Raw genomic sequence first — 20,933 nt, forward strand, 5'->3', positions numbered from 1 at the left:
GCATGCCCGCCACCAGTTGCGGGATCCTGCTGTGGCGGCGCGACGCCGACGGCGTGCGCGTGTTGCTCACCCATCCCGGCGGGCCGTTCTGGCGCAATCGCGACGACGGCGCCTGGACGATCCCGAAGGGCGCGCGCGAAGACCACGAAACCGATGAAGCCGCCGCGTTGCGCGAGTTCGCGGAAGAACTCGGCATGCCGCTCGATGCGCCCCTCTCCCCGCTCGGGCAGATCACGCAACGCGGCGGCAAGCGGGTGCATGCGTTCGCGGCCGAAGGCGATTTCGACGTCGCGGCGCTGCGTAGCAATCACTTCGAATGCGAGTGGCCGCCGCGCAGCGGGCGCATGCAGTCGTACCCGGAGGTCGACCGCGCGGCGTGGTGCACGTTCGAACAAGCACGCGTGAAACTGTTGCCCGCGCAATGCGAACTGCTCGACCGCCTCGAAGCCGCGCTCAGGGCAGCGCCGCCAGGAATTGCGCCGCGCGGTTGAGCGCCTCGCGACCTTCGATGGTGTCGAGGTCGAACTGGTACTCGTGCGGCAACGCCGGCGCGTGGTCCTCGGGCCAGAACAGCGCATCGACATGCACGCCCTGCGCGCGCAGCGCATCGGCGAGCAGGAACGAATGCGATTGCAGCGGATCGCCGTTGCCCACCGACACGAACGCCGGCGGGAACGCGGGCGTGACATAGCGCGCCACCGAAAACGACGCGACGCGCGGATCCTTCCAGAAATCCTTGCGCCCGAAATACGCCCACATCACCGTGCGCATGAACCACGACGGCTTGCCGTCGTCGGTGGTGCGCGTCAGCGCGGCGTCGTACGGGCCGCAGAACAGCAGCACGCCGACGATGCGCCTGGCCTCGACCGCCGGTTGGATCGTCAGGGCCCGCGCGTACTCCGGCGACGTGGCGACATTCGCCAGTTGCGCCGCGATCTGCGCGCCCGCCGAATCGCCCGCGAGCACGAAGCGGTCGCGCGCGACGCCATGCCGCGGCCCGTTCACCGACAACCACTGCAGCGCGCGATTGGCCTGCTCCAGCGGCACCGGGTAGTGCGCCTGCGGTGCGCGCGTGTATTCGATGCTCGCGACGCTGTAACCCCTGGAGGCGAGGATGCGCGCGTAATTGGCGACATCCGACTTCCGCCCGCCGACGAAACCGCCGCCGTGGATCCACACGATCGTCGTGCGCGCGGGTTTTCCCGCGGGGACGAACAGGTCGAGCTTCGCGTCCGGGTCGTTCGCGTCGTACTGCACGTCGAGCAGTTCATTGCGACCGGCGGGCGGCACGTGCTTTGCGAGCTTCCGGGCGACCGTGCCGCCGCCGATGTCGAACACGGTGCGGATCGCCCATGCGGCGGGCACCGGCGAGAGCAGCGACCAGGCGAACAAGGCGCCGGCCGCGAGCAGGATCGCGAACAGCGTTCTCTTCCATACCCTGCGTTTCGGCGCTTCCCTGGCCATCCCCGTCCCCATTCAGCGCAGCTGGCTGTCCTTGCTCCCGCGGCGGTTGTAACCGCTGAAGGCCTGCTCTTCGGCGTCGGCCGCTTCCTGGCACTGCACGCACAGGTGCACGCCGGGCACCGCGAGGCGGCGCGCTTCGGGAATGGGCGCGTCGCATTCCTCGCAGTATTCGAGCGACGGGCCTTTCGGCATGCGGTCGCGCACGCGCTGGATGCCGTCCTTCACGGTGGCATCGATCTGGTCGTTGACGGCGTTGTCGCCCGCCCATCCGGTGGCCATGCACCGCTCCTTCGAACGCAAGACGCACAGCTTAAATGCGGACGCATGAATGCAACGCGCCCGTGATCACCGCGTAACGACCGTCCATGCATCTTCACGCCTCCCCCACGCAACGGAGCCCGTCCATGGCCGTCCCGTACATGCCGTCCGGTTACCACACGCTGACGCCCTCGGTCGTCGTCGACGACGCGACGAAGGCGATGCAGTTCTACAAGGACGCCTTCGGCGCGAAGGAAACCTATCGCCTGCCGATGGGCGAGAAGATCGCGCACGCGGAAATGGACATCGACGGATCGCGCTTCATGCTGTCCGACGAATTCCCGCAATGGGGCGCGCTGTCGCCCAAGTCCCGCGGCGGCGCGACCGGCGGGATGCTGATCTACGTCAAGGACGCGGACGCTGCGATCGACAAGGCCGTCAAGGCCGGTGCCACCGTCGTGCAGCCGCCCGAAGACCAGTTCTGGGGCGACCGCATGGGCACCGTGGTCGACCCGTTCGGCCATAAATGGATGCTCGGCACGCACAAGGAAGAAGTGACGCCGGAAGAAATGGAACGCCGCGGCAAGGCCTGGTTGGAAGACATGCAGCAACGCACGAACGCATGACGCAAGGCATGACCTTCGGCACGGTCATGCGATTCGGCTTAAACCAAACCTCACGCCTCCTCATCCATCCCCGGGACCGACGGCACGTTGCAACGTGCCGCCGGCCTTGCATCCTTTTGCACTTTCCGGGGGGTTGGTCCGATGCATCTCAAGCGCTGGCGTGGTGCCCTGTTGTGTGCGGCCTTGTTGCCGCTGTCCATCTCGCAAGCGCTGGCCCAGGACGCCGCCGCCCCGCCCGACAAGCCCGCCGTCGAAAACGCCGCGCGCACCTACACGCCGGACGATTTCACGCGCTTCGCGCCGAACAACGCCCTGGACATGCTGGAGCAGGTGCCGGGCTTCGTGATTCGCACGCAGGTGGTCGAGCGTGGCCTCGGCCAGGCCACGGGCAACGTGCTGATCAACGGGCAACGCATCTCCGCGAAATCCAACGACGTGCTCAGCCAGCTGGGCCGCATTCCCGCCAACAACGTCGTGCGCATCGAGATCGTCGACGGCGCGACACTCGACATCCCCGGCCTGTCCGGCCAGGTCGCCAACGTCGTCACCAAGGCCGCGGGCATCAGCGGCCAGTGGGAATGGCGCCCCGATATCCGCCGCGATTTCACCAACCCGCAGCTCACGCGCGGCAACGTGTCGGTGAGCGGGGCCGCGGGCCGCATGGATTGGACGGTCGGTTTCACCAACAACGCCAACCACAGTGGCGCGGGCGGCCCGACCGTCATCTACAACGCCGACGGCACCGTGCGCGAAAACCGCAACGACGAATGGACCGGCGAGAGCGACAACCCCACGCTCAGCACGCAGCTCGCATGGACCACCGAACAAGGCAGCAAGGGCAACTTCAACGGGCGCTACCAGCGCGTGATCTTCGACTACGTGGAAGAAGGCATCCGCGTCGGCGATCCGACGGTGCCCGACCGCTTCCGCACCGTGCTCGAGGACGAAGGCGGCTACAACTGGGAACTCGGCGGCGACTACGAGTTCAAGCTCGGTCCGGGCCGCCTGAAATTGATCGGGCTGGATCGCTACACGCACGATCCGCTGGTCGACACCGTGTACGACGACTACCTCGACGCGGCCACGCCCACCGATGGCGCACGCTTCCGCCGCATCGGCAACGAAACCGAACGCATTGCGCGCAGCGAATACCGCTGGAAAGGCTTCGGCGGCGACCTGCAGGTGTCGGGCGAGTACGCGTTCAACAAGCTCGAAAGCGCCTCGACGCTGTCGCTGTTCGACGGCATCGACGACTTCATCATCGTACCGCTGCCCAACGGCACCGCCACCGTGCAGGAAGACCGCTACGAGCTCATGACGAGTTACGGCCGCGCGCTCACGCAGGACCTGCAGTTGCAGGTGAACCTCGGCGGCGAGTACTCGCGGCTCGAACAAGTCGGCGCGGGCGGCCTGACGCGCACGTTCCGCCGGCCGAAGGGCCTGGTGTCCTTCGCCTGGAAGCAGTCGGAAAACACCGATTGGAACTTCAAGCTCGAACGGCGCGTCGGCCAGCTGAATTTCTATGACTTCATTGCGTCGGTGAACCTCACCAACGACCAGGCCAACGCCGGCAACCCGGATCTCGTGCCGCCGCAGACGTGGGAGTTGTCGGTCGAAGCCAACCGCAAGCTCGGCGCGTGGGGCACGACCACGCTGCGCGTGTACGGCCAGCGCATCGACGACATCGTCGACACGATCCCGATCGGCCTGGATGGCGAAAGCCCCGGCAACCTGGAAGAAGCGACGCTGTACGGCTTCGAGTGGAAAGGCACGATCAACCTCGATCCCATCGGCTGGAAGGGCGCGAAGATCGACGCCACCTGGCAGATGGAGCACAGCAGCGTGCAGGATCCGCTGACGTTCGAAGACCGGCCGATCAGCAACAACCTCGCCGAGCTCGCGTCGATCGCGTTGCGCCACGACATCCCCAACACCGACTGGGCGTGGGGCGGCGCGATCGATTACTCGTACTACGAGCTCGACTACCGCCTGACCGAAGTCGGCCGCCAGTGGGAAGGTCCGATCTGGGGCAACCTGTTCGTCGAGCGGAAGAACCTCCTCGGCATGACGATCCGCCTGCAAGCGAGCAACCTCGGCGATGCGATGTCGATGTGGGACCGCACGGTGTACGTCGACCGCCGCACGGGCCCCATCGATTTCCACGAGATGCGCAACCGGACGATCGGCCCGATCTACAGCATCACGTTCAGCGGGAAGTTCTAGGCGGCCGCCTTCCCGCAATCGGCGTCCATGTCCTCCATCTGGCGCACCTCGCACTCGACGTTCCATTCGTCGCCGTGCACTTCGAGGAAGCGCTCGGTCAGCTTGAGGGCTTCGGCCATCGAGTCGGCCTTGAGGATGGCGTAGCCGCCGATCACTTCACGGGTTTCCGTGAACGGGCCATCGGTGCGGCTGAGCTTGCCGTGGTTGTTGCGCAGGCGGACGCCTTCGCTGGTCGGGCGCAGGCCCGCGGTGTCCAGCAGGACGCCCTTGGCCATGAACTCCTCGATCAGCTTGCCCATCTCGGCCATCAGCCGCTCGCTGGGGACCTGGCCGTTGTTCTCCTGCACGCGGACGGCGGAAAAGAAACGCATGGTGGAACTCCTTGGTTGGGGTGGGAATGGAACGGGCGTTCTGCCCGGTTCACTCCAATCGACGAACGACGGGGGCCGGAGTCGACACGGCCCCGAAACTTTTTTTCAGGGCCGGAGCTGGCGCCAGACCTTGAGGATGGCCGCCACGCTGCGGGCCGCATCGTCCTCGGTCGTCGCCCAGTTGGACACCGAGATCCGCATGGCCGCCTTGCCCTGCCAGCTGGTGCCGCCGAGCCAGCAGGTGCCTTCCTCCTGGACGCCGACGACCACGCGGCGCGTCAGGTCGTCGTCCTCGCCGAACCGCACCAGCACCTGGTTGAGCACGACGTCCGCAAGGATGCGCACGCCGGGCTCGCTCGCGAGGCCATCGGCCATCCGGCGCGCACGGGCGCACAGGTCGTCGATGAGCCGCGCGGTGCCGTCGCGCCCGAGCGCGCGCAGGTTCGCGTAGACCGGCACGCCGCGCGCGCGGCGCGAGAAATCGGGGACCCAGTCGACCGCGTCCCGCTCGACGCCCTGCGTCTGGATCAGATACGCGGCCGCACTGGTCATCGCCGCGCGGTGGTCGTCGCGCGACTTCACCATCGCCACGCCGCAGTCGTAGGGCACGTTGAGCCACTTGTGCGCGTCGGTCGCCCACGAGTCGGCGAGCTCAACGCCGTCGATCAACGCACGCGTCGCGGGATCCGCGCTCGCACGCGCCCACAGGCCGAACGCGCCGTCGATGTGCAGCCATGCGCCGTGGGCGTTGCAGGCCGCGCCGATTTCGCGCAGCGGGTCGAACGCGCCGGTGTTCACGTTGCCGGCTTGCGCGCAGACGATCGTGGGGCCGTCGAGCGTCGCGAGCAAGGCACGCAATGCATCGGGTCGCATGCGGCCTTGCGCATCGGATTCGACGCGCTGGATGCACTTCGTGCCCAAGCCGAGATAGCGCAGTGCGACATCGATGGTGATGTGCGATTCGGCGGACGCGACGACGTTGATGCGTGGTGCGCCTTGCAACCCGTCGGCTTCCACATCCCACCCGACGCGTCGCAACACGCCATGCCGCGCCGCGGCCAGACACGTCACGTTCGCCATCTGGCACCCGGTGACGAAGCCCACGCCCGATTCCTGCGGCAACCCGAACAGGTCGAGCAGCCACTCGCCCGCGACTTCCTCGGCCACGGCGACCAGCGGCGAGATCACGTAGATGCCCGCGTTCTGGTCCCACGTCGACACGAGCCAATCGGCCGCGAGCGACACCGGCGTCGCCCCGCCGATCACGAATCCGAAATACCGCGGCGAATTGCACGCGCTCGCACCGCGCGGCACTTGCGCCGCGAGCAGATCGATCACGGCTTCGGGCGCTTCGCCCTGCGGCGACAACGGTGTACGCAACGCAGCGAGCAGTTCGTCGCGCGTGGCGGTGGCGCCGACGTGGCGATCGGGCAAGGCATGCAGGTAATCGAGGGCGTGCGCGTGGGCGCGCGCGAGGAGGGCATCGTAGGGTCGGGTCATGGGCGCATCAGGGGATCGTTCGAAAGGACGAACGACCGATCGCCCGTGCGCAGGTCACGCAGGCGGCAGCAGCTTCAGGATGGCGTCACGAAAGCGCGATTCCAGCGCGATGTGGTGGTCGTCATGGCTGCGCATGGCAAGGACTCCGGATTCCGCCAGGAGGGCGCGCGCCCGCGCGGCGTCGCCGGTGGCGCGCCATGTCTCGAGCGCCTCGATGCGGGCATTGATCCCCGGCGACCACCATTCCATTTCGCGCATGCGTTTGCGATCCGGCGGCGGCCCCATCGGTTCGTTCGCCATGCCGCGCACGAAGCGCATGGCGGCGATCGCCAGGTCGGTGAAATCGTCCATGCTTCCAGGCGACAAAGTGGCGAGATGCGACTCCAGCTCCGGCACGCGTGCGAGCGCACCGGCCCAGTCCTCGCGGCTCGCGCAGAGCTGCAGTTCCCACCACGCGGCGATGGCCGACCACGGTTCGCCGGCCGCCGCCAGGCGCGGCAGAAGATCCGCGTCCAGCGCGCGACCGCGGCGCGCCAACCCGGTCGCACGCAGATACAGATACGCCGGTTGCCGTTCGTCGACGCCGCGGTACAGGCGCAACAATTGCAACCCGTCGCTCGCCAACTTGCGATGGGTCGGCACGAGGTTGGCGACGGCCAGGGCTGCGTTGATCAGCGCTGCGGCCACGAGGAGCTCGGACGTGTAGAACCATGCCACCGCGCTGCACAGCACCGCGGCGCACCCGTTGCCGAGCGGGCCGCCCCAAACGAGCGGCAGCATCTGGGAGCGGACGGGACGGTCCGGGTCCAGCGTCGCCATGGTGAGCGCGCCACAACGCTTCAAGCGCCAGCGCACGCGATCCGCGACGAGCACTTGCACGAAGACCAGGTCGATGCGCGCCACGTCCGCGCCCCCCAGGCGTGCACCGGCTGCGTGGCCGCCCTCATGCACCAGCACCGAGGCGAAAAGGATCGCCAACGCGGGCAACAACACCGGCCCGGGGGACTCGGCCAGCATGAGCAAGGCAAACGCGAACAGCGTCCCCATCAGGAGCGCCTGCACGATTTCCGTGGTCTTCAACCACCGGCGCGACGGCGTCCATTCTCCGAACGTCGCGGCCTGCTCCCCTGTCGCGCTCAAGATTGCCCTACCCCCTGGCCTGCCCGATCACATGATCGCTCATGCCGTCGGCGAGTTCGACCTCGCCGAGGAACACCGTGCCGGCGTGTTCCTGGGTCAGCAGGCCCGCTTCCTCGGCGTTGTGGCTGCGCACGACCACGTCGATGTCCGCGTTGAGCGTGCGCGCGACTTCCACCATCTGCCGGATGCTGAAGGTGTCCGGGATCGCGGAGATGAGCCAGCGCGCGCCGGTGATGTGCGCCTGCACGAGCGTCGTGGCTTCCGCGGCGTCGCCCGAGACCGCGGCGTAGCCTTCCGCGCGCAATTGTTCGACGCGCTCGCGGTTCTGCTCGACGACCACGACCGGGATGTCGTGCGCCGTCAACTGCTGCACGATGCGCTTCCCCACGCGGCCGTAGCCGACAAGAACCGCGTGGCCCGAGAGGTACTTCGCGTCCGTCGTCGTCGGGAGCGCGGCCATCGGGTCGACGGGTTGTTCGAGCTTGCGTGCGAGTTGCGAACGTTCGCGGATCCACTTCTGCAGCGGTTCGATCGCGGCGAACAGCAACGGATTGACGGCGATGGAAATGATCGCGCCGGCGAGGACGAGGCTGTTGCCTTCCTTCGGCAGCACGCCGAGCGCCACGCCGAGGCCTGCCAGGATGAAGGAGAACTCGCCGATCTGCGCCAGGCTCGCCGACACCGTGAGCGCGGTGTTGAGCGGATAGCGCAGCAAGAGGACGAGCAGCGCGGCCGCGAGCGTCTTGCCGAACACGATGATCGCCACCACCGCCAGCACGCGCAGCGGCTCCTGCACGATGATCATCGGGTCGAACAACATGCCCACCGACACGAAGAACAGCACCGCGAAGGCGTCGCGCAGCGGCAGCGATTCATTGGCCGCGCGGTGCGAGAACTCCGATTCGCGCAGCACCATGCCCGCGAAGAACGCACCGAGCGCGAAGGACACGCCGAACAATTCGGCCGCGCCGAAGGCGATCCCCACCGCGCATGCCACCACCGCCAGCGTGAACAGTTCGCGCGAACCGGTCTGCGCGACCCACCACAACAGTTTCGGCAGCACGCGACGCCCGGCGATCAGCATCACCGCAAGGAAGGCGCCGACTTTCAGCAAGGTCGTGCCAAGTGCGAGCCACAGGTTGCCGCCGCCCTCGCCTTCCGTCGTGCCGCCCAGCGCGCCTGCGATCGGTGGCAGCAGCACGAGGACGAGCACCATCGCGAGGTCTTCGACGACCAGCCAGCCCACGGCGATGCGCCCGTTCATCGAATCGAGCACGCCGCGCGCCTCCAGCGCGCGCAGCAGCACGACCGTGCTGGCGACCGACAAGGCCAGGCCGAACACGATGGCCGCCGGCCATGTCCAGCCCCATTGATGCGCAACCACCGCGCCGAGGCCCGTCGCCGCGGCGATCTGCAACACCGCGCCGGGCAGCGCCACTTTTCGCACGTCGAGCAGGTCCTGCAGCGAGAAGTGCAGCCCGACGCCGAACATCAACAGCATCACGCCGATTTCCGCGAGCTCTGCCGCGAGCCCGGTGTCGGCGACGAACCCCGGCGTGAAGGGCCCGATCAACACGCCGGCCAACAGATAACCGACGAGCGCCGGCAATCGCAGCCGCGCGGCGATGAAACCCAGGATCAGCGCCGCGCCGAACGCGGTGGCGAGGGTGGAGATGAGCGTCAAACCATGTGGCATCGTGCGGGGTTGCTCCGGATCGGATGAATGGCGGGCATCCCGCACTCTACAACGGCTGAACGCACCCGCGGCCTTCACGCGGATTCTCAGAATCGATTCAGTGCCACGGCCGCCAACTGCACACAGTCAACCAACACCACAGGTGTGTCATGCGCAACGCGATCCTTGTCGGCGCCATCGGCCTCGCCCTCGCAGGCGCCCTCGTCGCGCCCGATGCTTCGGCGCGCCAGAACGAAAAGCACCAGCAGGACAACGATCGGGACCACGGCAAGGCCCATGCGAAGAAGCAGCAGGCCAAGCAGGACGACGCGCGCCGCGATGCCGAGCATCGTCGGTCCGACGCGCGCCGCGATGCGCAGCATCGCCAATCCGACGCCCGCCGCGATGCCGAGCGTCGCCAGGCCGATGCGCGCCGCAACGCCGAGCGTCGCGACGATCAACTGCGCGCCGCCGACCACCATCGCCGCGTGACCGAAACCAACCGCCAGCGCGCGATCCAGTTGCAGCGCCAGCGCGAGGTCGACTATCGCCACTACATCGACGCCCGCCGCGCCGCCGAATCGCAGCGCACCGCCGCGTTGCGGGCGCAGCGCCGCGCGCAGCAGTACGCCTACCAGAATTGGTACTGGCAGCAGCAGCTCGCCCAGCAGCGTCGCATGTCTCAGAACTACGCCTACTACGACGCGCCGGTCGCCTATCGCTACGTGCGCGACGGCCGCTACCGCGACGCCAACCGCTACCAGGCGCAGCTGCTGCAACAGGCCGTGCGCTACGGCTACGAGATGGGCGTGCGGGCCGGCGTGGCCGACCGCCGCGACAATTGGCGCAGCGATTGGCGCAACAATTACGCCTACCAGGACGCGAGCTACGGCTACAACGGGTACTACGTCGACCGCGAGGATTACAACCACTACTTCCGCGAGGGCTTCCGCCGCGGTTACCAGGACTCGTACGGCAACGACTACCGCTACGGCACGTACTACGGCGAGCGCAACGGGTACGGCGACAACGACAACATCGCCGTCATCCTGACCAGCGTGCTGCAGTCGATCCTCGGCCTGCAGCAGTACTGACGCTCAGTCGTCCTCGTCTTCGCCGATCTCGTCGAAGCCCACGGTGGCGACTGCATCCTCCAGCGGGTCCACCGGATCCAGGAGGGTGTAGTCGTCTTCTTCGCGCGAGCGGATGCGGCGCGACACCGGATAGGCTTCGAGCGCGGGCTGCGGCATGCGCGCGAGGAAGCGTTGCGGAAACCAGGGCCCGTCGATCCAGTCCGCGATCTTCGGCGCATCGACGAACACAGGCCCGTCGGGCACGAGCGGCGGCGGGATGGCCGCGTTCTCCGCCGTCAGCACCGCGAACGAGAACACGTGCGGTTCCTCGCGGTGCCAGTGATCCCACAAGCCGGCCGCGAACAACACCTGCCCCACCTGCGACTGGATGAAGTACGGCTGCGGCGGCGACACGCTGCGATCCCACTTGTAATACCCGTTCAACGGTACGACGCAGCGCCGTTGTTCCCAGGGGCGTTTGAAGATGCGGCTGCGTGGCGCGCGGTCCAGGCGTGCGGTCACCGTCGTGTACTTCGTCTCGGGCAGCTTCGACCAGCTCGGGATCAACCCCCAGTCGAAGTCTTCGACTGCCAGGCCCTCGCCGCGGTCGAGGATGACGGCCGCGGGCTTGCGCACCGCGATGTTGTAACGATCCGGGCATTGCGCCAGCGCCGCCGCGATCGCCTTCGGAACGCCGCGCGGCAGGCTCTCTTCGGAAAAGGACTGGACGAATCGGCGCATGGCACGATCCTCGCCCCCGGCGCGTCGCGATCAGGCCAACACGCCGAAGCTCTGCAGTAAACGCAAGTGCGATTCTCCCTGCGCCGTGCATTCACGTGGACGCAACGCGTACACGCGCTGAATCATTCATCCGCGACGAGGGCATGACTTTCGGCGGACTGTGACTGCATCCGCAAACCGCGCCCTCGCCAATCACGATCCTGCACGCCTTGATGGAGCGTCGCATGTTCGTCCGTAGTGTCATCGCCGGTTTGCTGTTCGCGAGCGCCGCCTGCGCGCCCGCGTTGGCGGAGACGGGCACGGGCACGTTCCAGGTCGGCGCCGTCGTCCTGCCCACCCGCCCCGCGGAACGCGCCCACGCCGATTTCCCGGTGCCCTTGCAGGGCCGCAAACTCACCACCGATCGTTTCGGCGGCAGCTGGTACGTGCCGAACTCGATGCAGGACACCGCCGCCTTCTATCGCGACGCCATGCCGCAACGCGGCTACCGCATCCTGTCCGAACAGTCGGGCGACAACGCCGTGCACCTGCACTGGGAACGCGACGGCGAACGCGTCGAGATCCGCCTGCAACCCGTGCTCGGCGACGCCGCCGCGACGCGCATGATCTTCAGCGCGAACGCGGGCTGATCACGCCCCCTCAGGTCAGGGCGACCATCAGCCCCATCGCCCACGCGTTGTTCAACACGTGCAGCGCGATTGCCGGCGCGAGCGAACCGGTGCGCCGCACCAGCCAGCCGCCGAACAAGCCCATCGCAAAATAGAAGACGAAACGCGGCGGATCGGCGTGCATGCACGCGAACAGCAACGCCTGGATCCCGTTCGCCCAGCGGAAGTCCAGGTGTCGCGCCATGCCGTTGAGCAGGAGGCCGCGGAACACCAGTTCCTCGAACACCGGCCCGAGCAGCGCGACGATGCCCAGCGTGAGCAGGACGCCGGAGGCGCCCTTCGCCTGTTCGGCGAGCGCGGCGACCATGCGCGTCTGTTCGGTCGTCGTGTCCATGCCGGTCAGCGTGAACAGCGCATTGAGCGCGAACACGATGGCGATCAGCGCCAGCCAGTAAACGACGATGCGCCGCCACGACGCGCGCCACAGCGCACCGTCGCCGAGCAGGCCGCGCTTGCCGAATACGCCGAGCACCGGGACCATCGCGAGCAGCGACACGCAGGTCGACCACAGCATGAGCGCGAACACGCCCGGCCCCATGCGGGTGGCGCCTTCGGTGTCGCCCAGCATCTGCGGCGCGACGAACACCATCAGCATCGACGGCACCGCGAGCGCGACCGCCGCGCCGTACCACGCATGCCACAGCGTCACGCGCGGAAGTGGCGCCTGCGCGGTGCGGTGTTGCAGACGACGCACCAGCCCGCGGTAGTGCACCGGTAGCAGGAGCAGCACGGGCAACGCGGCCAGGCCGGCGCCCATGGCGAGCACCATGAAGAGCAGGACGGGCATCTGGCCCTGTGCCAGCGTCGAGGGCGCTGCGACCGCAAGGCGGCCGAAGCGCTGCAGGCTCGGGTAGATGTCGCTCACGTCGCGCACGTCGATCATGGCCACCGCGGCGGTCCAATCCTTGCGGGCGATGGCCAGGTCGAATCGCAGCTCGCCGTAGGGTCCCCACGTCGCTTCAACGCCTTCGAGCGCCTGCTCGGCTTTCGCAGGGTCGCCGGCATCGAGCCATGCCCGCGCAAGCGTCGCGTCATCGACCGGCGCATTCGCATCCAGTCGCACCGCATCGAGCGCATAGCGTTGCGCCTTCGCGTCATCCAGTTCGGCGAGCTTCGCGAGCAGGCGCGCGCGCATCGCGGGCGGCCACTGCGTCGAAACCTTCAGCAGGCGCTCGCCTTCGGCGAGGGATTTCTCGAGGACGCAGATGCGATCGAGCTTGAACAGCGCCACTTCGGGCGCGTTCGGCATTCGGTCCAGCACGTGCGCTTCGCACGCGTCGAAATCCTCGGGCGCCGATGCGACGGAGATGCCGTATTCCTCGTCGGTGTATTGCGCGATGAACTCGCAACGCGCCACCGCGAGCGCGGCGTCGTCCGGCGCGGCGGCTTGCGCGGCGTCGAATCGCGCCAGCTGCTCGCGGTAGGCGGCGGCCGCACCGGCTTCGACATGGGCGGTGGCCGCCTTGATGTCCGGCGCGGTTTCAGCGCGCGCCACGCCTGCACACATCACCAGGGCCAACAGGCCCGCGCCCCACATTCCGAACGTCCGCATCCGCAATTTCCTACGTCGATCCCCGTCAACATCCTACGCGAACCTTTCCAAAACCCTGACACTTTCGAGCCGCGGACCCGTTACCTTCGAGCCTCCCCCGAACGCAGACTCCCCCGCATGCGCTGCCCCCATTGCCCCGACGCCACCCTCCTGATGACCGACCGCCAGGGGATCGAGATCGACTACTGCCCGCAATGCCGCGGCGTGTGGCTCGATCGCGGCGAGCTCGACAAACTCCTGGAACGCGCCGGCAACAACGCCCCCGCACCCCAGCCCGCGCAACCCGCCTACACGTCGCCGCCGCAGCCGTACGCGCAGCAACATCCGCAGCAGCACCACGGCAAGCCGTACTACAAGCACAAGAAAAGCTGGCTGAGCGACATCTTCGACTGACCTTCCCCCAGGCAAAGGCGACACCATGGCCAATCCCGTCGGCTGGTTCGAGATCTACGTGCAGGATCTCCCGCGCGCGAAGACGTTCTACGAGGGCGTGTTCCAGCGCACGCTCGAACCGTTGAACGTCGGCGACGAAGGCGAAATGTGGGTCTTCCCCATGCAACCCGAAGCGCAGGGCGCGGCCGGCGCCCTGGTGCGCATGCCCGGCGTTCCGTCCGGCGGCATGGGCACGCTGGTGTACTTCATGTGCGAGGACTGCGCGGTGGAAGCGCAGCGTGTCGTCGACCACGGCGGCGCGATCCACAAGGACAAGTTCTCCATCGGCGATTACGGGTTCATCGCCCTGGCCTTCGATACCGAAGGCAACATGATCGGGCTGCACTCGCTGCAGTGAGCCGGTCGACGGCGTAAGCTCCCGTGCGTCCAACGCCCGGGAGCCGACCGCCATGCGCACCGCCCTGCTGTCGATCGCCACGTTCGCCGCCATCGCTTGCGCGCACGCATCGGAACCCGTTGCGGCGGCCGTCTCGCTCGACCCGCGCTTCGCCCCCATCGCGTTCCTCGTCGGCAGTTGCTGGCGCGCGGAGTTCCCGGGCGGCAAGCAGGCCGACGTGCAGTGTTTCGAATCGCTCTACGGGGGCAAACTCGTGGGCAACTGGCACGTCGTCGAAGGATCGGACCCGGTGTACGAAGGGCAGTCGATCTTCAGCTGGGACGATGCCAACAAGCGCGTGCGTTACCACTACTTCACCAGCACCGGCGCCGTGAGCGAAGGCTACTTCGTGCAAACGGCCGACGGCGCGACGATCCCGGAGCGCCATGTCTCGCCCGACGGCAGCGTGATCGAACTCGAAAGCAGCTACCTCGCCGACGGCAAGGACGGGTATCGCGTGGTCACGCGCGAGAAGACGAAGGACGGATGGGTGGAGCGCCGCAACATGCACTACGTGCGCACGGCGTGGCGCAAGCGCTGAGGCGCGTTGCGTCAGAGGCGCTTGCAGACGGCGTGCACGGCGTCGTCGAGCGAGCGCAGCAGGTCGAAGTCGCGGCCCAGGCCGACTTCGGCGAGCGTCGCTTCGCGATGCGCCCTGGCATCGGCGCAGCGCGTGCGCTGCAGGTCGCGCGCCGAGGCCTGTTGCCCGGAGTACTGCGCGTACGCGCGATCGTACGTGGCGTTGTATTCGCGCGCGGCGGTCTGGCGTTCGAGCTCGCGGCGGCGCTCGACTTCGACGGGCAGCACGTAGGCATGCGTGGCGACGAGGGTGGCGCCGTTCGCGCAAGCCGTGCCCTGGTACGAAACGCTTCCGGACGCGTCGATGCACTTGTAGACGCGGGAGGCCGCCCGCCCTTCCTCGGCAAACGCGGCGCCCGATGCAAGCAGCAGGACGACGGCGGCGGATGCGGAGAGCGAGCGGATCGTCATGGCGCGTTCCTCGGGGGGATGTGCGCACCCTAACGCGCGGCGGCGCGCCAGGTGCACGTACGCGCAGGTGAATGTTGCTCGCCGCGCTACCGAAATCTCACCGAAGGACGGAGGGGCTCTCCTTCGCCGCAGGGTCCATCGACGCAATAGCGCATCGCCCCTTGCAACGCCGCCAGGCATCCCGCCTCATCGATGGCCGCCGACGCGATCTGCACTTCGCCTGCGGGATCGCGCAGCCAGATGATGTCGCGCAGGAGGTCGGGCCGCAGCACCACGCGCCCCACGCGCGCGGGATGCCCCCTGCGTAGCGCCCAGCACACCTGCGCGACATCGACGACTTCGACAGTCGTGCACACGGCGCGTCTCAGCGCGTCCGCGCGGCGACCGCGTCGAACACTTCCGCAGCCAGCGCCTGCCGCGCCAGGCACACCAGCAAGGTCTGCGCGCGCGTCTTCGCGCAATTGTCGTCGGCCGCGCAATCCTCCGCCGCGAGTCGCGCCATTTCCCGCAATTGCGCGGAGGCCTGCGATTCGATCAGGCGCTCGATCCAGCCGGCGCCGCCGTGGTCGAGCAGCGTCGCGACAACGTGCGCTGCATGCCGCACCGCTTCGTCGGGCGAGCGCCCGGTCATCAGGAACACCGCGCGCAGGCTCTTGAGCGCATGGTCGCTGGCGCAAACGAAATCGGTACGGGCGTCGAGCTGCTGCATGGCACATCGCTTCCATCGGGGGAGACTGGAAGGTGCACCGTCGCGGCGCCCACGTCAGTCGTCCCTTGGGGCAACCGAGTGCAAGTCGAACAAAGTTGACTGGGTAGGACGAATCCTAGTTCGTCGTGTACGCGCTCAGCGGGCGCCGTAAGCCAGGTTGTCCATCATCTCCGCGAAGCGCGTCCAATCGACGCGCTTGCGGAGTTGGCGGTTCGCGCCGCGCCAGTAAATCGAGCCGCGGCCGACTTCGAGTTCGCCGAGTTTCTCGTGTCGGACGAACACTTCGAGTTTCAACGCCGACTTCGCCTTGACGAGCTCGACATTGGTCAGTTCGGCGCGCACTTCGTGCTTGCGGGTCGTCGTCTTCTTCGTCGCGGTCCTGCGAACGGTCGACTTGCGGGTGGCCATGGCACTCCCTCCTCGTGGGCGCCGCGATCCTACTCCCCGACGCGCGAAGGGTCCTCGCACAGCGCGCATCGGCGCCCGCGGCGGACCGCATTGACGCGGGCGGCCACGTAGACCCAGGCGCTGATGCCGCCCCACGCGAGCGCCTCGCTGACGGCCTGCGCCAAGGGACGATCGCGCATCAGGTACGTCGCCAGGAGCACCGGGAAGATGAGGGCGAAAGCAGTGAGGAGCCAGCGGAGCCAGGGCATGCGTGCGGTTTCCTGTCGGGGTTCGAAGACAGGGACGCCCCCGGGCGACGGATGTGACCGGCGCTCATTTCAGTGCCGGCAACAGCTTCTCCGTGAACAACTTGAACGTCAGCAGATGCGGCTGCCGCTCGTTGTAGTTGGTGGTGGTGATCACGACGACGGCGCGCTTGTCGGGCAGGAGGAAGACCGTGTTGCCGCCGGAGCCGGCCATCGCGGGATACGTGCGCACCTCGCCGCCGACGGGCACCTTCATCAGCCACCACAGGTAACCGTAGTCCGCTTCCTCGCGCGCGGTGGCCTGCGCGGACAGGGACGCCTGCACCCACGCCGCCGGCACGACCTGCTTGCCGCCCGCGCGCCCGCCATCGAGATACACCTGCCCGATCTTCCACAGATCGCGCGTGCGCAACCCGAGCCCGCCGCCCGCCTGCGCAAGCCCCAGCGGCGTGAACTGCCACTCCGGCTTCTCGATCCCCAACGGCGCGAACAAGCGCCGCTGCGCGTAGTCCTGCAGCGGCTCGCCGACCGCGGTCTGCACCGCTTCACCCAGGGTCGTCACGCCCGCGGTGCAGTAGCGGAAGCTGCGGCCGTGCGGGGAATCCTTCGGTTTGGGCATCCATGCCGGAAACCCCTGCACCGGAAGATCGGCCCAGAATTGCACCCAATCCTCGACCAGGTACATGCGTTCTTCGTTGCCGCGCGAGAATTGGTTTTCGTCGTCGCATTCGACCAGCGATGACATGGTCAGCACGTCCTCGACGGTGATCGCGTCCTTGCGCGGATCGGGATTCTGCATCCGCGCGCGGCGCGCGGGCGGCAGCAGGTCGAAGATGCGCGCGTCCTTGCCCGCGATCTTCCCGTCGGCGATCGCCAGGCCCGCGAGGATGCCCGCGACGGTCTTGGTCGCCGAACGGGTGTTGCGCCGCGCTTCCGCGCCGCCTTCGTCGAAGTAATGTTCGTAGACGACCTTGCCGTCCTGCGACACGAGCACGCTCGTGATCGCCTTGTAATCGCCCTGCTCCACCGCGGCCGTCGCCGGCGCGAAGGCGTCCTGTGCCAAGGCGATCATCGGAAAAAGCACGCACGGCACCGCCAGCCAACGACGCGACATCGCCCACCTCCGTGAAGGAAGGCCGCAGGCTAGCACCGGCCCGACGGGTGTTCTTGTATCCGCGCAACCTCGCACCGGCCGAGGGCCAGGCGCCGGAACGCGCCCGGCGTCATGCCGAACTCGGCGACGAAGCAGCGATGCAGGTGGCTCTGGTCGACGAACCCCAACGCCGCCGCGGTGTCCGCCACGGCACATCCGCGCGCGACCGCCGACAATGCGCGATGCAGGCGACGCCGGCGGATCCACTCGCTCGGCGATTGCCCGAAGCGGCGACGGAACATGCGCGCGAGATACACCGGATGCAGGCCGACGAGCGCCGCGAGTTCGCGAATCGACGGCACGTGCGCGCGATCGTCTTCGAGCCGTTCGATCACGCGGTCGAGGATGGCATCGGGCCGCGCGCTCGCCTGCTCGATGCGGCGATCGGCCAGCAGCTCGGCGACGATCGATTCGACCGCCAGCGGAGAGGCCGTGTCCCATTGCCACAGCTCGGGCAGCAGCCGCATCGCACGCGAAAGCGCACGCCGATCCATCCGCAAGGGCCCATCAGGCACTTGGATATCGCACGCCAGCTCCGCCCACGCATCGAACGGCATCGTCAGCGAAACGAACAACCCATCTCGCGACTTGAAACGGTCGCGATGCTCGGTCCCCGGCGGGTTGAGGATCAGCGCCGGTTCGGCGCACACCGCCGGCATCCCGCGCGCATCGCTCGCGTACTGGCCAGCGAGCAGCAGCACGAAGTGCATGTCGTCGTGCTGGTGGCGGTGGATGTCGTGCTCGGGGATGGTGGGACGCAACTGCGCCAACGCGATCCGCGCAGTCGCCTGCTGTCGGATCGCATGGCCTTTGACGCCGAGTTCGAGGGGCCGGCCGCGCATGCCGGCCAGCCTCGCACATCACCAGGCCCAGCGCACGCCGAGGTCCGCGCCGCGGCGTTCGATGTCGGTGCCTTCCAGGCCTTGCGCGTAGGACAGCGACAGGAAGGCGGTGGCGCCGCCGCGCAATTGTGCCGACACGCCGACATCCACCGTCGCCTGAAATCCCAGGTCGTGGTTGGCGTACGCCTGCATGACTTCCGGCGTGCCCGCGCGCAAAAGCGTGGCCGCGACCTTGGGTTCGCCCAGCGTGTCTTCCACGCCGACGAGCATCCACGGCCGCCACGTCCCCGACTTGCCCTCGATCTCGCGTTCGAACCGCACCGCCGTGCGGGCCTGGCCGACGACGCCGTCGGCCATGTTGAGGTCCATGCCGTTGAAGTCGGAGCGATCCTGCCAATGCACGGCGCTCGCGCCCGCGGCGAATTCCGGCGCGACCGTCCACGCATCGCCGACCGCGAAGCGTCGGCCGACCGAGGCGCTCAGCGACAGCGTATTGCCGCGCAACGATTCCGCCGCGCCCTGCGCGCGGATATCCGCATCGTGCAGGTAACCCGAGAGCATCACGTCCAGCCATGCGCCGTTCTTCCAGGCATTGCCGGCGTAGAGGCCGGCCAGCGGCGTCTGCGTGCGGATGTTGGCGACGCCGGCGCCCACGGGGTTGCCGACCGCGACCGAGCCGTCCGTCCAGTGGTTGCCGTCGACGTAACCGAGCAGCCAGCCGGCGCGCAAGCTGCGCTCGCCGGTCTCGTGCATGTGCGTGTCTGCGCCGACGTACATGCCGGTGGTGTCGCCGTCGAACGCGTAGCCGTGGCCCTTCGACACGCGCGTTTCGTCCGCGGAGACCGACATCCAGAACCCGCTGCAATCGCTGGCCTGGTCGACGCGCGCGCGATCGTCGTGATTCACGACGCGGCAATCATCATTCGCACGCGTATCCCCGAGGCGGTTGAACACGCGCTGCGCCGCATCGCGCACCGGCAGGCCGCCGATCGTGTGCAGCACGGCGATGGCGGGAATCTCGGGCACGACTTCTTCCTGTGTCGTGCGCAGGTACCAGTCGTGGTCCGCCTCGTCCTGCGCGAACGACCACAACCACGGCGTGCCGTCCAGGCGCACGGCGCCGTCCGCGTCTGCGTCGACGGCCGCGAAGCCGCCATCGCCCGGCGTGTCGTTCGACAGATCGATGATGCGCAGCGACGTGGTCGCCGGCCCCGCCTGCGTGCCATCACTCGTGAAACGGATGCCGGTGGTACCGACGACGTTGCCGTTGAGATCGAGGCCGCCTGCCGTGCCGGAACCGGGCGACACCAGGACGTCGAGCAAGCTACCCGCGGCACCGGTGTATCCGCCGCTGATCGCGAGGCGGTGCGCGCCGACGTCGACCATGCCCGCATTCTCGAGCGCGCCATCGATGCGCGACCCCGCGCGCGCCGCCAGGCGCGAACTCGCATCGATCGCGAGCACGCCGGTGGACAGCGGCGAAGACAGCGTCATCGCGCTGCCATCGCGCAATTCGGTCCGTTCAAAACCGATGGCGACGACGGGCGCGTCGAGCGTCATTCCGCGGAACACCAACCGGTCGCTGCCCGCGCCGCCCACGAAGGTCGCGTTGTCGAGCGCGCCCTGCGCGAACTCGACCGTATCGTCGCCGCCACCGAAGTCGAACGCACCGCGCACCGTACCGGCGACGAGCAAGCGATCATCGCCCGCCGTGCCCGCGTAGGCGCCGTGGACATCGAGTGTCGTGCCGGTGCCGACGAACGTGTCGGCGCTGGTGAGCGTGCCGCCGGCGAGCACATCGATCGTGCCGCCGATCAACTGCACGTCGTCGAACGCATGGGAACCCGCCATCGACAGCTCGCCGCCGCCGGTTTTGGTCAGCCCGGCCGTCCCGTCCAGCGTCGACAGGATCGTCAGGTTGCCGCCGCCATCCAGCACCGGCGTGCCCGTCAGCGTGAGCGTGTTGCCGGTGAGCGTGACGTTGGCGGTGTTCGAGGTGAGGTCGCCCGCGGTGATCGCGGTCCCGAGGGTGATCGTGTAATTGCCGTTCGACGGGAAGATCGCGTGGTGGTCGCCGTTGGTCCACGTCGTGTCCGCGCCGCCGTTGAGCAGCGTGTCGAAATTCGTGAGCGTGGTGTTCCAGGTGCCCGCACCGCCGTTGGCGTTGGCCGACGGATTGCCGCCGTTGACCGTGCCCCCATCCCAGTAGAAGTCGGTCGCATGCGCTTGTACGCATGCCAGCGCGAGCAACGATGGCACCGCGGCGCGGCGCAGCGTGCGGCGTGACGGGATGCGGGACCGCGCGAGCTCTGACACGACGACCCACGCGCCGAGCACGCGGGACCAGATGATGCGGTAGATGCGGTTCATGCGGCTTCCCCGAAGGATGGGGAGGACGCTACGGGTTCGCGCGACGAATCGACATTGACACAAAGGGCATTCCAGCCCTTTCCCCATGCATTGCCC

Annotated in this window: 24 protein-coding genes; 8 read left to right on the top strand and 16 right to left on the bottom strand. The window is 68.0% G+C overall.

All coding sequences use genetic code 11. The features are described from left to right. Positions 1-2 precede the first annotated feature (2 nt). Positions 3-491 carry an NUDIX hydrolase gene (locus tag LF41_RS01810; protein WP_036164916.1) on the top strand — a complete coding sequence of 163 codons (489 nt, stop codon included), beginning with the start codon at positions 3-5 and terminating at the stop codon, positions 489-491. Here the strand turns inward: LF41_RS01810 and LF41_RS01815 are convergent. Together LF41_RS01815 and LF41_RS01820 are read right to left on the bottom strand one after the other, a co-directional pair. Beyond that, the gene (locus LF41_RS01815) at positions 454-1,464 is read right to left on the bottom strand and encodes an alpha/beta hydrolase (RefSeq protein WP_052116032.1); all 1,011 of its coding nucleotides are present in this window, start codon (positions 1,462-1,464) and stop codon (positions 454-456) included. The two genes, LF41_RS01810 and LF41_RS01815, sit on opposite strands and share 38 nt — an antisense overlap. A 12-nt stretch (positions 1,465-1,476) precedes the next feature. Continuing rightward, positions 1,477-1,743, bottom strand: a complete 267-nt coding sequence (locus LF41_RS01820) for a DksA/TraR family C4-type zinc finger protein (RefSeq protein ID WP_036164919.1) — start codon at positions 1,741-1,743, stop codon at positions 1,477-1,479. A gap of 125 nt (positions 1,744-1,868) precedes the next feature. On the opposite strand from LF41_RS01820, the gene LF41_RS01825 reads away from it, so the two are divergent. Together LF41_RS01825 and LF41_RS01830 are read left to right on the top strand one after the other, a co-directional pair. Next, a complete protein-coding gene (locus LF41_RS01825) occupies positions 1,869-2,348 on the top strand; it encodes a VOC family protein (RefSeq protein ID WP_036164921.1) in 480 nt (159 codons plus the stop codon). Between the two features lie 141 nt (positions 2,349-2,489). Then, positions 2,490-4,571 carry a TonB-dependent receptor plug domain-containing protein gene (locus LF41_RS01830; protein ID WP_036164924.1) on the top strand — a complete coding sequence of 694 codons (2,082 nt, stop codon included), beginning with the start codon at positions 2,490-2,492 and terminating at the stop codon, positions 4,569-4,571. On the opposite strand, the gene LF41_RS01835 is transcribed toward LF41_RS01830, so the two are convergent. The 4 genes from LF41_RS01835 to LF41_RS01850 all read right to left on the bottom strand — a co-directional run bounded on the left by LF41_RS01835 (position 4,568) and on the right by LF41_RS01850 (position 9,278). Continuing rightward, positions 4,568-4,942 carry a YciI family protein gene (locus LF41_RS01835; RefSeq protein ID WP_036164926.1) on the bottom strand — a complete coding sequence of 125 codons (375 nt, stop codon included), beginning with the start codon at positions 4,940-4,942 and terminating at the stop codon, positions 4,568-4,570. The two genes, LF41_RS01830 and LF41_RS01835, sit on opposite strands and share 4 nt — an antisense overlap. A 105-nt stretch (positions 4,943-5,047) precedes the next feature. Continuing rightward, on the bottom strand, positions 5,048-6,442 hold the full coding sequence (locus LF41_RS01840) for a pyridoxal phosphate-dependent decarboxylase family protein (protein ID WP_036164929.1): 1,395 nt from the start codon (positions 6,440-6,442) through the stop codon (positions 5,048-5,050). Between the two features lie 54 nt (positions 6,443-6,496). Beyond that, positions 6,497-7,582, bottom strand: a complete 1,086-nt coding sequence (locus LF41_RS01845) for a zinc metalloprotease (RefSeq protein WP_152599831.1) — start codon at positions 7,580-7,582, stop codon at positions 6,497-6,499. A 7-nt stretch (positions 7,583-7,589) separates the two neighbouring features. After that, complete coding sequence (locus LF41_RS01850; protein WP_036164933.1) at positions 7,590-9,278, bottom strand: cation:proton antiporter domain-containing protein; 1,689 nt, start codon at positions 9,276-9,278, stop codon at positions 7,590-7,592. Positions 9,279-9,427: 149 nt separating this feature from the next. Between LF41_RS01850 and LF41_RS01855 the strand changes: the two genes are divergently transcribed. Further along, positions 9,428-10,351, top strand: a complete 924-nt coding sequence (locus tag LF41_RS01855) for a hypothetical protein (RefSeq protein ID WP_036164935.1) — start codon at positions 9,428-9,430, stop codon at positions 10,349-10,351. A gap of 3 nt (positions 10,352-10,354) precedes the next feature. Here the strand turns inward: LF41_RS01855 and LF41_RS01860 are convergent, their stop codons facing one another. After that, on the bottom strand, positions 10,355-11,071 hold the full coding sequence (locus tag LF41_RS01860) for an SOS response-associated peptidase (RefSeq protein WP_036164937.1): 717 nt from the start codon (positions 11,069-11,071) through the stop codon (positions 10,355-10,357). A gap of 224 nt (positions 11,072-11,295) precedes the next feature. Here LF41_RS01860 and LF41_RS01865 point away from each other — a divergent pair, with 224 nt between their 5' ends. After that, a complete protein-coding gene (locus LF41_RS01865; RefSeq protein ID WP_036164939.1) occupies positions 11,296-11,700 on the top strand; it encodes a hypothetical protein in 405 nt (134 codons plus the stop codon). Positions 11,701-11,710: 10 nt separating this feature from the next. On the opposite strand, the gene LF41_RS15935 is transcribed toward LF41_RS01865, so the two are convergent. Then, complete coding sequence (locus LF41_RS15935; RefSeq protein ID WP_084073217.1) at positions 11,711-13,291, bottom strand: CPBP family intramembrane glutamic endopeptidase; 1,581 nt, start codon at positions 13,289-13,291, stop codon at positions 11,711-11,713. Between the two features lie 117 nt (positions 13,292-13,408). On the opposite strand from LF41_RS15935, the gene LF41_RS01875 reads away from it, so the two are divergent. From LF41_RS01875 to LF41_RS01885, 3 genes are read left to right on the top strand one after another with little or no spacing between them, the layout of a single operon-like run. Beyond that, positions 13,409-13,684 (top strand): TFIIB-type zinc ribbon-containing protein, encoded by a 276-nt coding sequence (locus LF41_RS01875; RefSeq protein ID WP_036164941.1) that lies wholly within the window; start codon positions 13,409-13,411, stop codon positions 13,682-13,684. Between the two features lie 25 nt (positions 13,685-13,709). Beyond that, positions 13,710-14,081 (top strand): VOC family protein, encoded by a 372-nt coding sequence (locus LF41_RS01880; RefSeq protein WP_036164943.1) that lies wholly within the window; start codon positions 13,710-13,712, stop codon positions 14,079-14,081. A gap of 52 nt (positions 14,082-14,133) precedes the next feature. Next, positions 14,134-14,661 (top strand): hypothetical protein, encoded by a 528-nt coding sequence (locus LF41_RS01885; RefSeq protein ID WP_036164945.1) that lies wholly within the window; start codon positions 14,134-14,136, stop codon positions 14,659-14,661. A gap of 11 nt (positions 14,662-14,672) precedes the next feature. On the opposite strand, the gene LF41_RS01890 is transcribed toward LF41_RS01885, so the two are convergent. The 8 genes from LF41_RS01890 to LF41_RS01925 form a co-directional block, all read right to left on the bottom strand. Continuing rightward, on the bottom strand, positions 14,673-15,110 hold the full coding sequence (locus tag LF41_RS01890) for a DUF4124 domain-containing protein (RefSeq protein ID WP_036164947.1): 438 nt from the start codon (positions 15,108-15,110) through the stop codon (positions 14,673-14,675). 86 nt (positions 15,111-15,196) lie between these two features. Then, positions 15,197-15,466: a hypothetical protein gene (locus LF41_RS01895; protein WP_152599832.1), complete on the bottom strand. Its 270-nt coding sequence runs from the start codon at positions 15,464-15,466 to the stop codon at positions 15,197-15,199. 8 nt (positions 15,467-15,474) lie between these two features. Then, positions 15,475-15,819, bottom strand: coding sequence for a hypothetical protein (locus LF41_RS01900; RefSeq protein ID WP_036164951.1), 345 nt, complete (start codon positions 15,817-15,819; stop codon positions 15,475-15,477). Positions 15,820-15,954: 135 nt separating this feature from the next. After that, positions 15,955-16,227 (bottom strand): hypothetical protein, encoded by a 273-nt coding sequence (locus LF41_RS01905; RefSeq protein WP_036164952.1) that lies wholly within the window; start codon positions 16,225-16,227, stop codon positions 15,955-15,957. Positions 16,228-16,256: 29 nt separating this feature from the next. After that, positions 16,257-16,475, bottom strand: a complete 219-nt coding sequence (locus LF41_RS01910; protein WP_036164954.1) for a hypothetical protein — start codon at positions 16,473-16,475, stop codon at positions 16,257-16,259. A 64-nt stretch (positions 16,476-16,539) separates the two neighbouring features. After that, positions 16,540-17,586: a serine hydrolase domain-containing protein gene (locus LF41_RS01915; protein WP_084073219.1), complete on the bottom strand. Its 1,047-nt coding sequence runs from the start codon at positions 17,584-17,586 to the stop codon at positions 16,540-16,542. Between the two features lie 29 nt (positions 17,587-17,615). Next, a complete protein-coding gene (locus LF41_RS15940; protein WP_052116034.1) occupies positions 17,616-18,467 on the bottom strand; it encodes a helix-turn-helix transcriptional regulator in 852 nt (283 codons plus the stop codon). 18 nt (positions 18,468-18,485) lie between these two features. Beyond that, complete coding sequence (locus tag LF41_RS01925) at positions 18,486-20,837, bottom strand: autotransporter domain-containing protein (RefSeq protein WP_036164956.1); 2,352 nt, start codon at positions 20,835-20,837, stop codon at positions 18,486-18,488. Positions 20,838-20,933 lie beyond the last annotated feature (96 nt).

The sequence above is a fragment of the Lysobacter dokdonensis DS-58 genome, from assembly GCF_000770795.1.
In the GTDB taxonomy this organism is placed as follows: Bacteria; Pseudomonadota; Gammaproteobacteria; order Xanthomonadales; family Xanthomonadaceae; genus Noviluteimonas; species Noviluteimonas dokdonensis.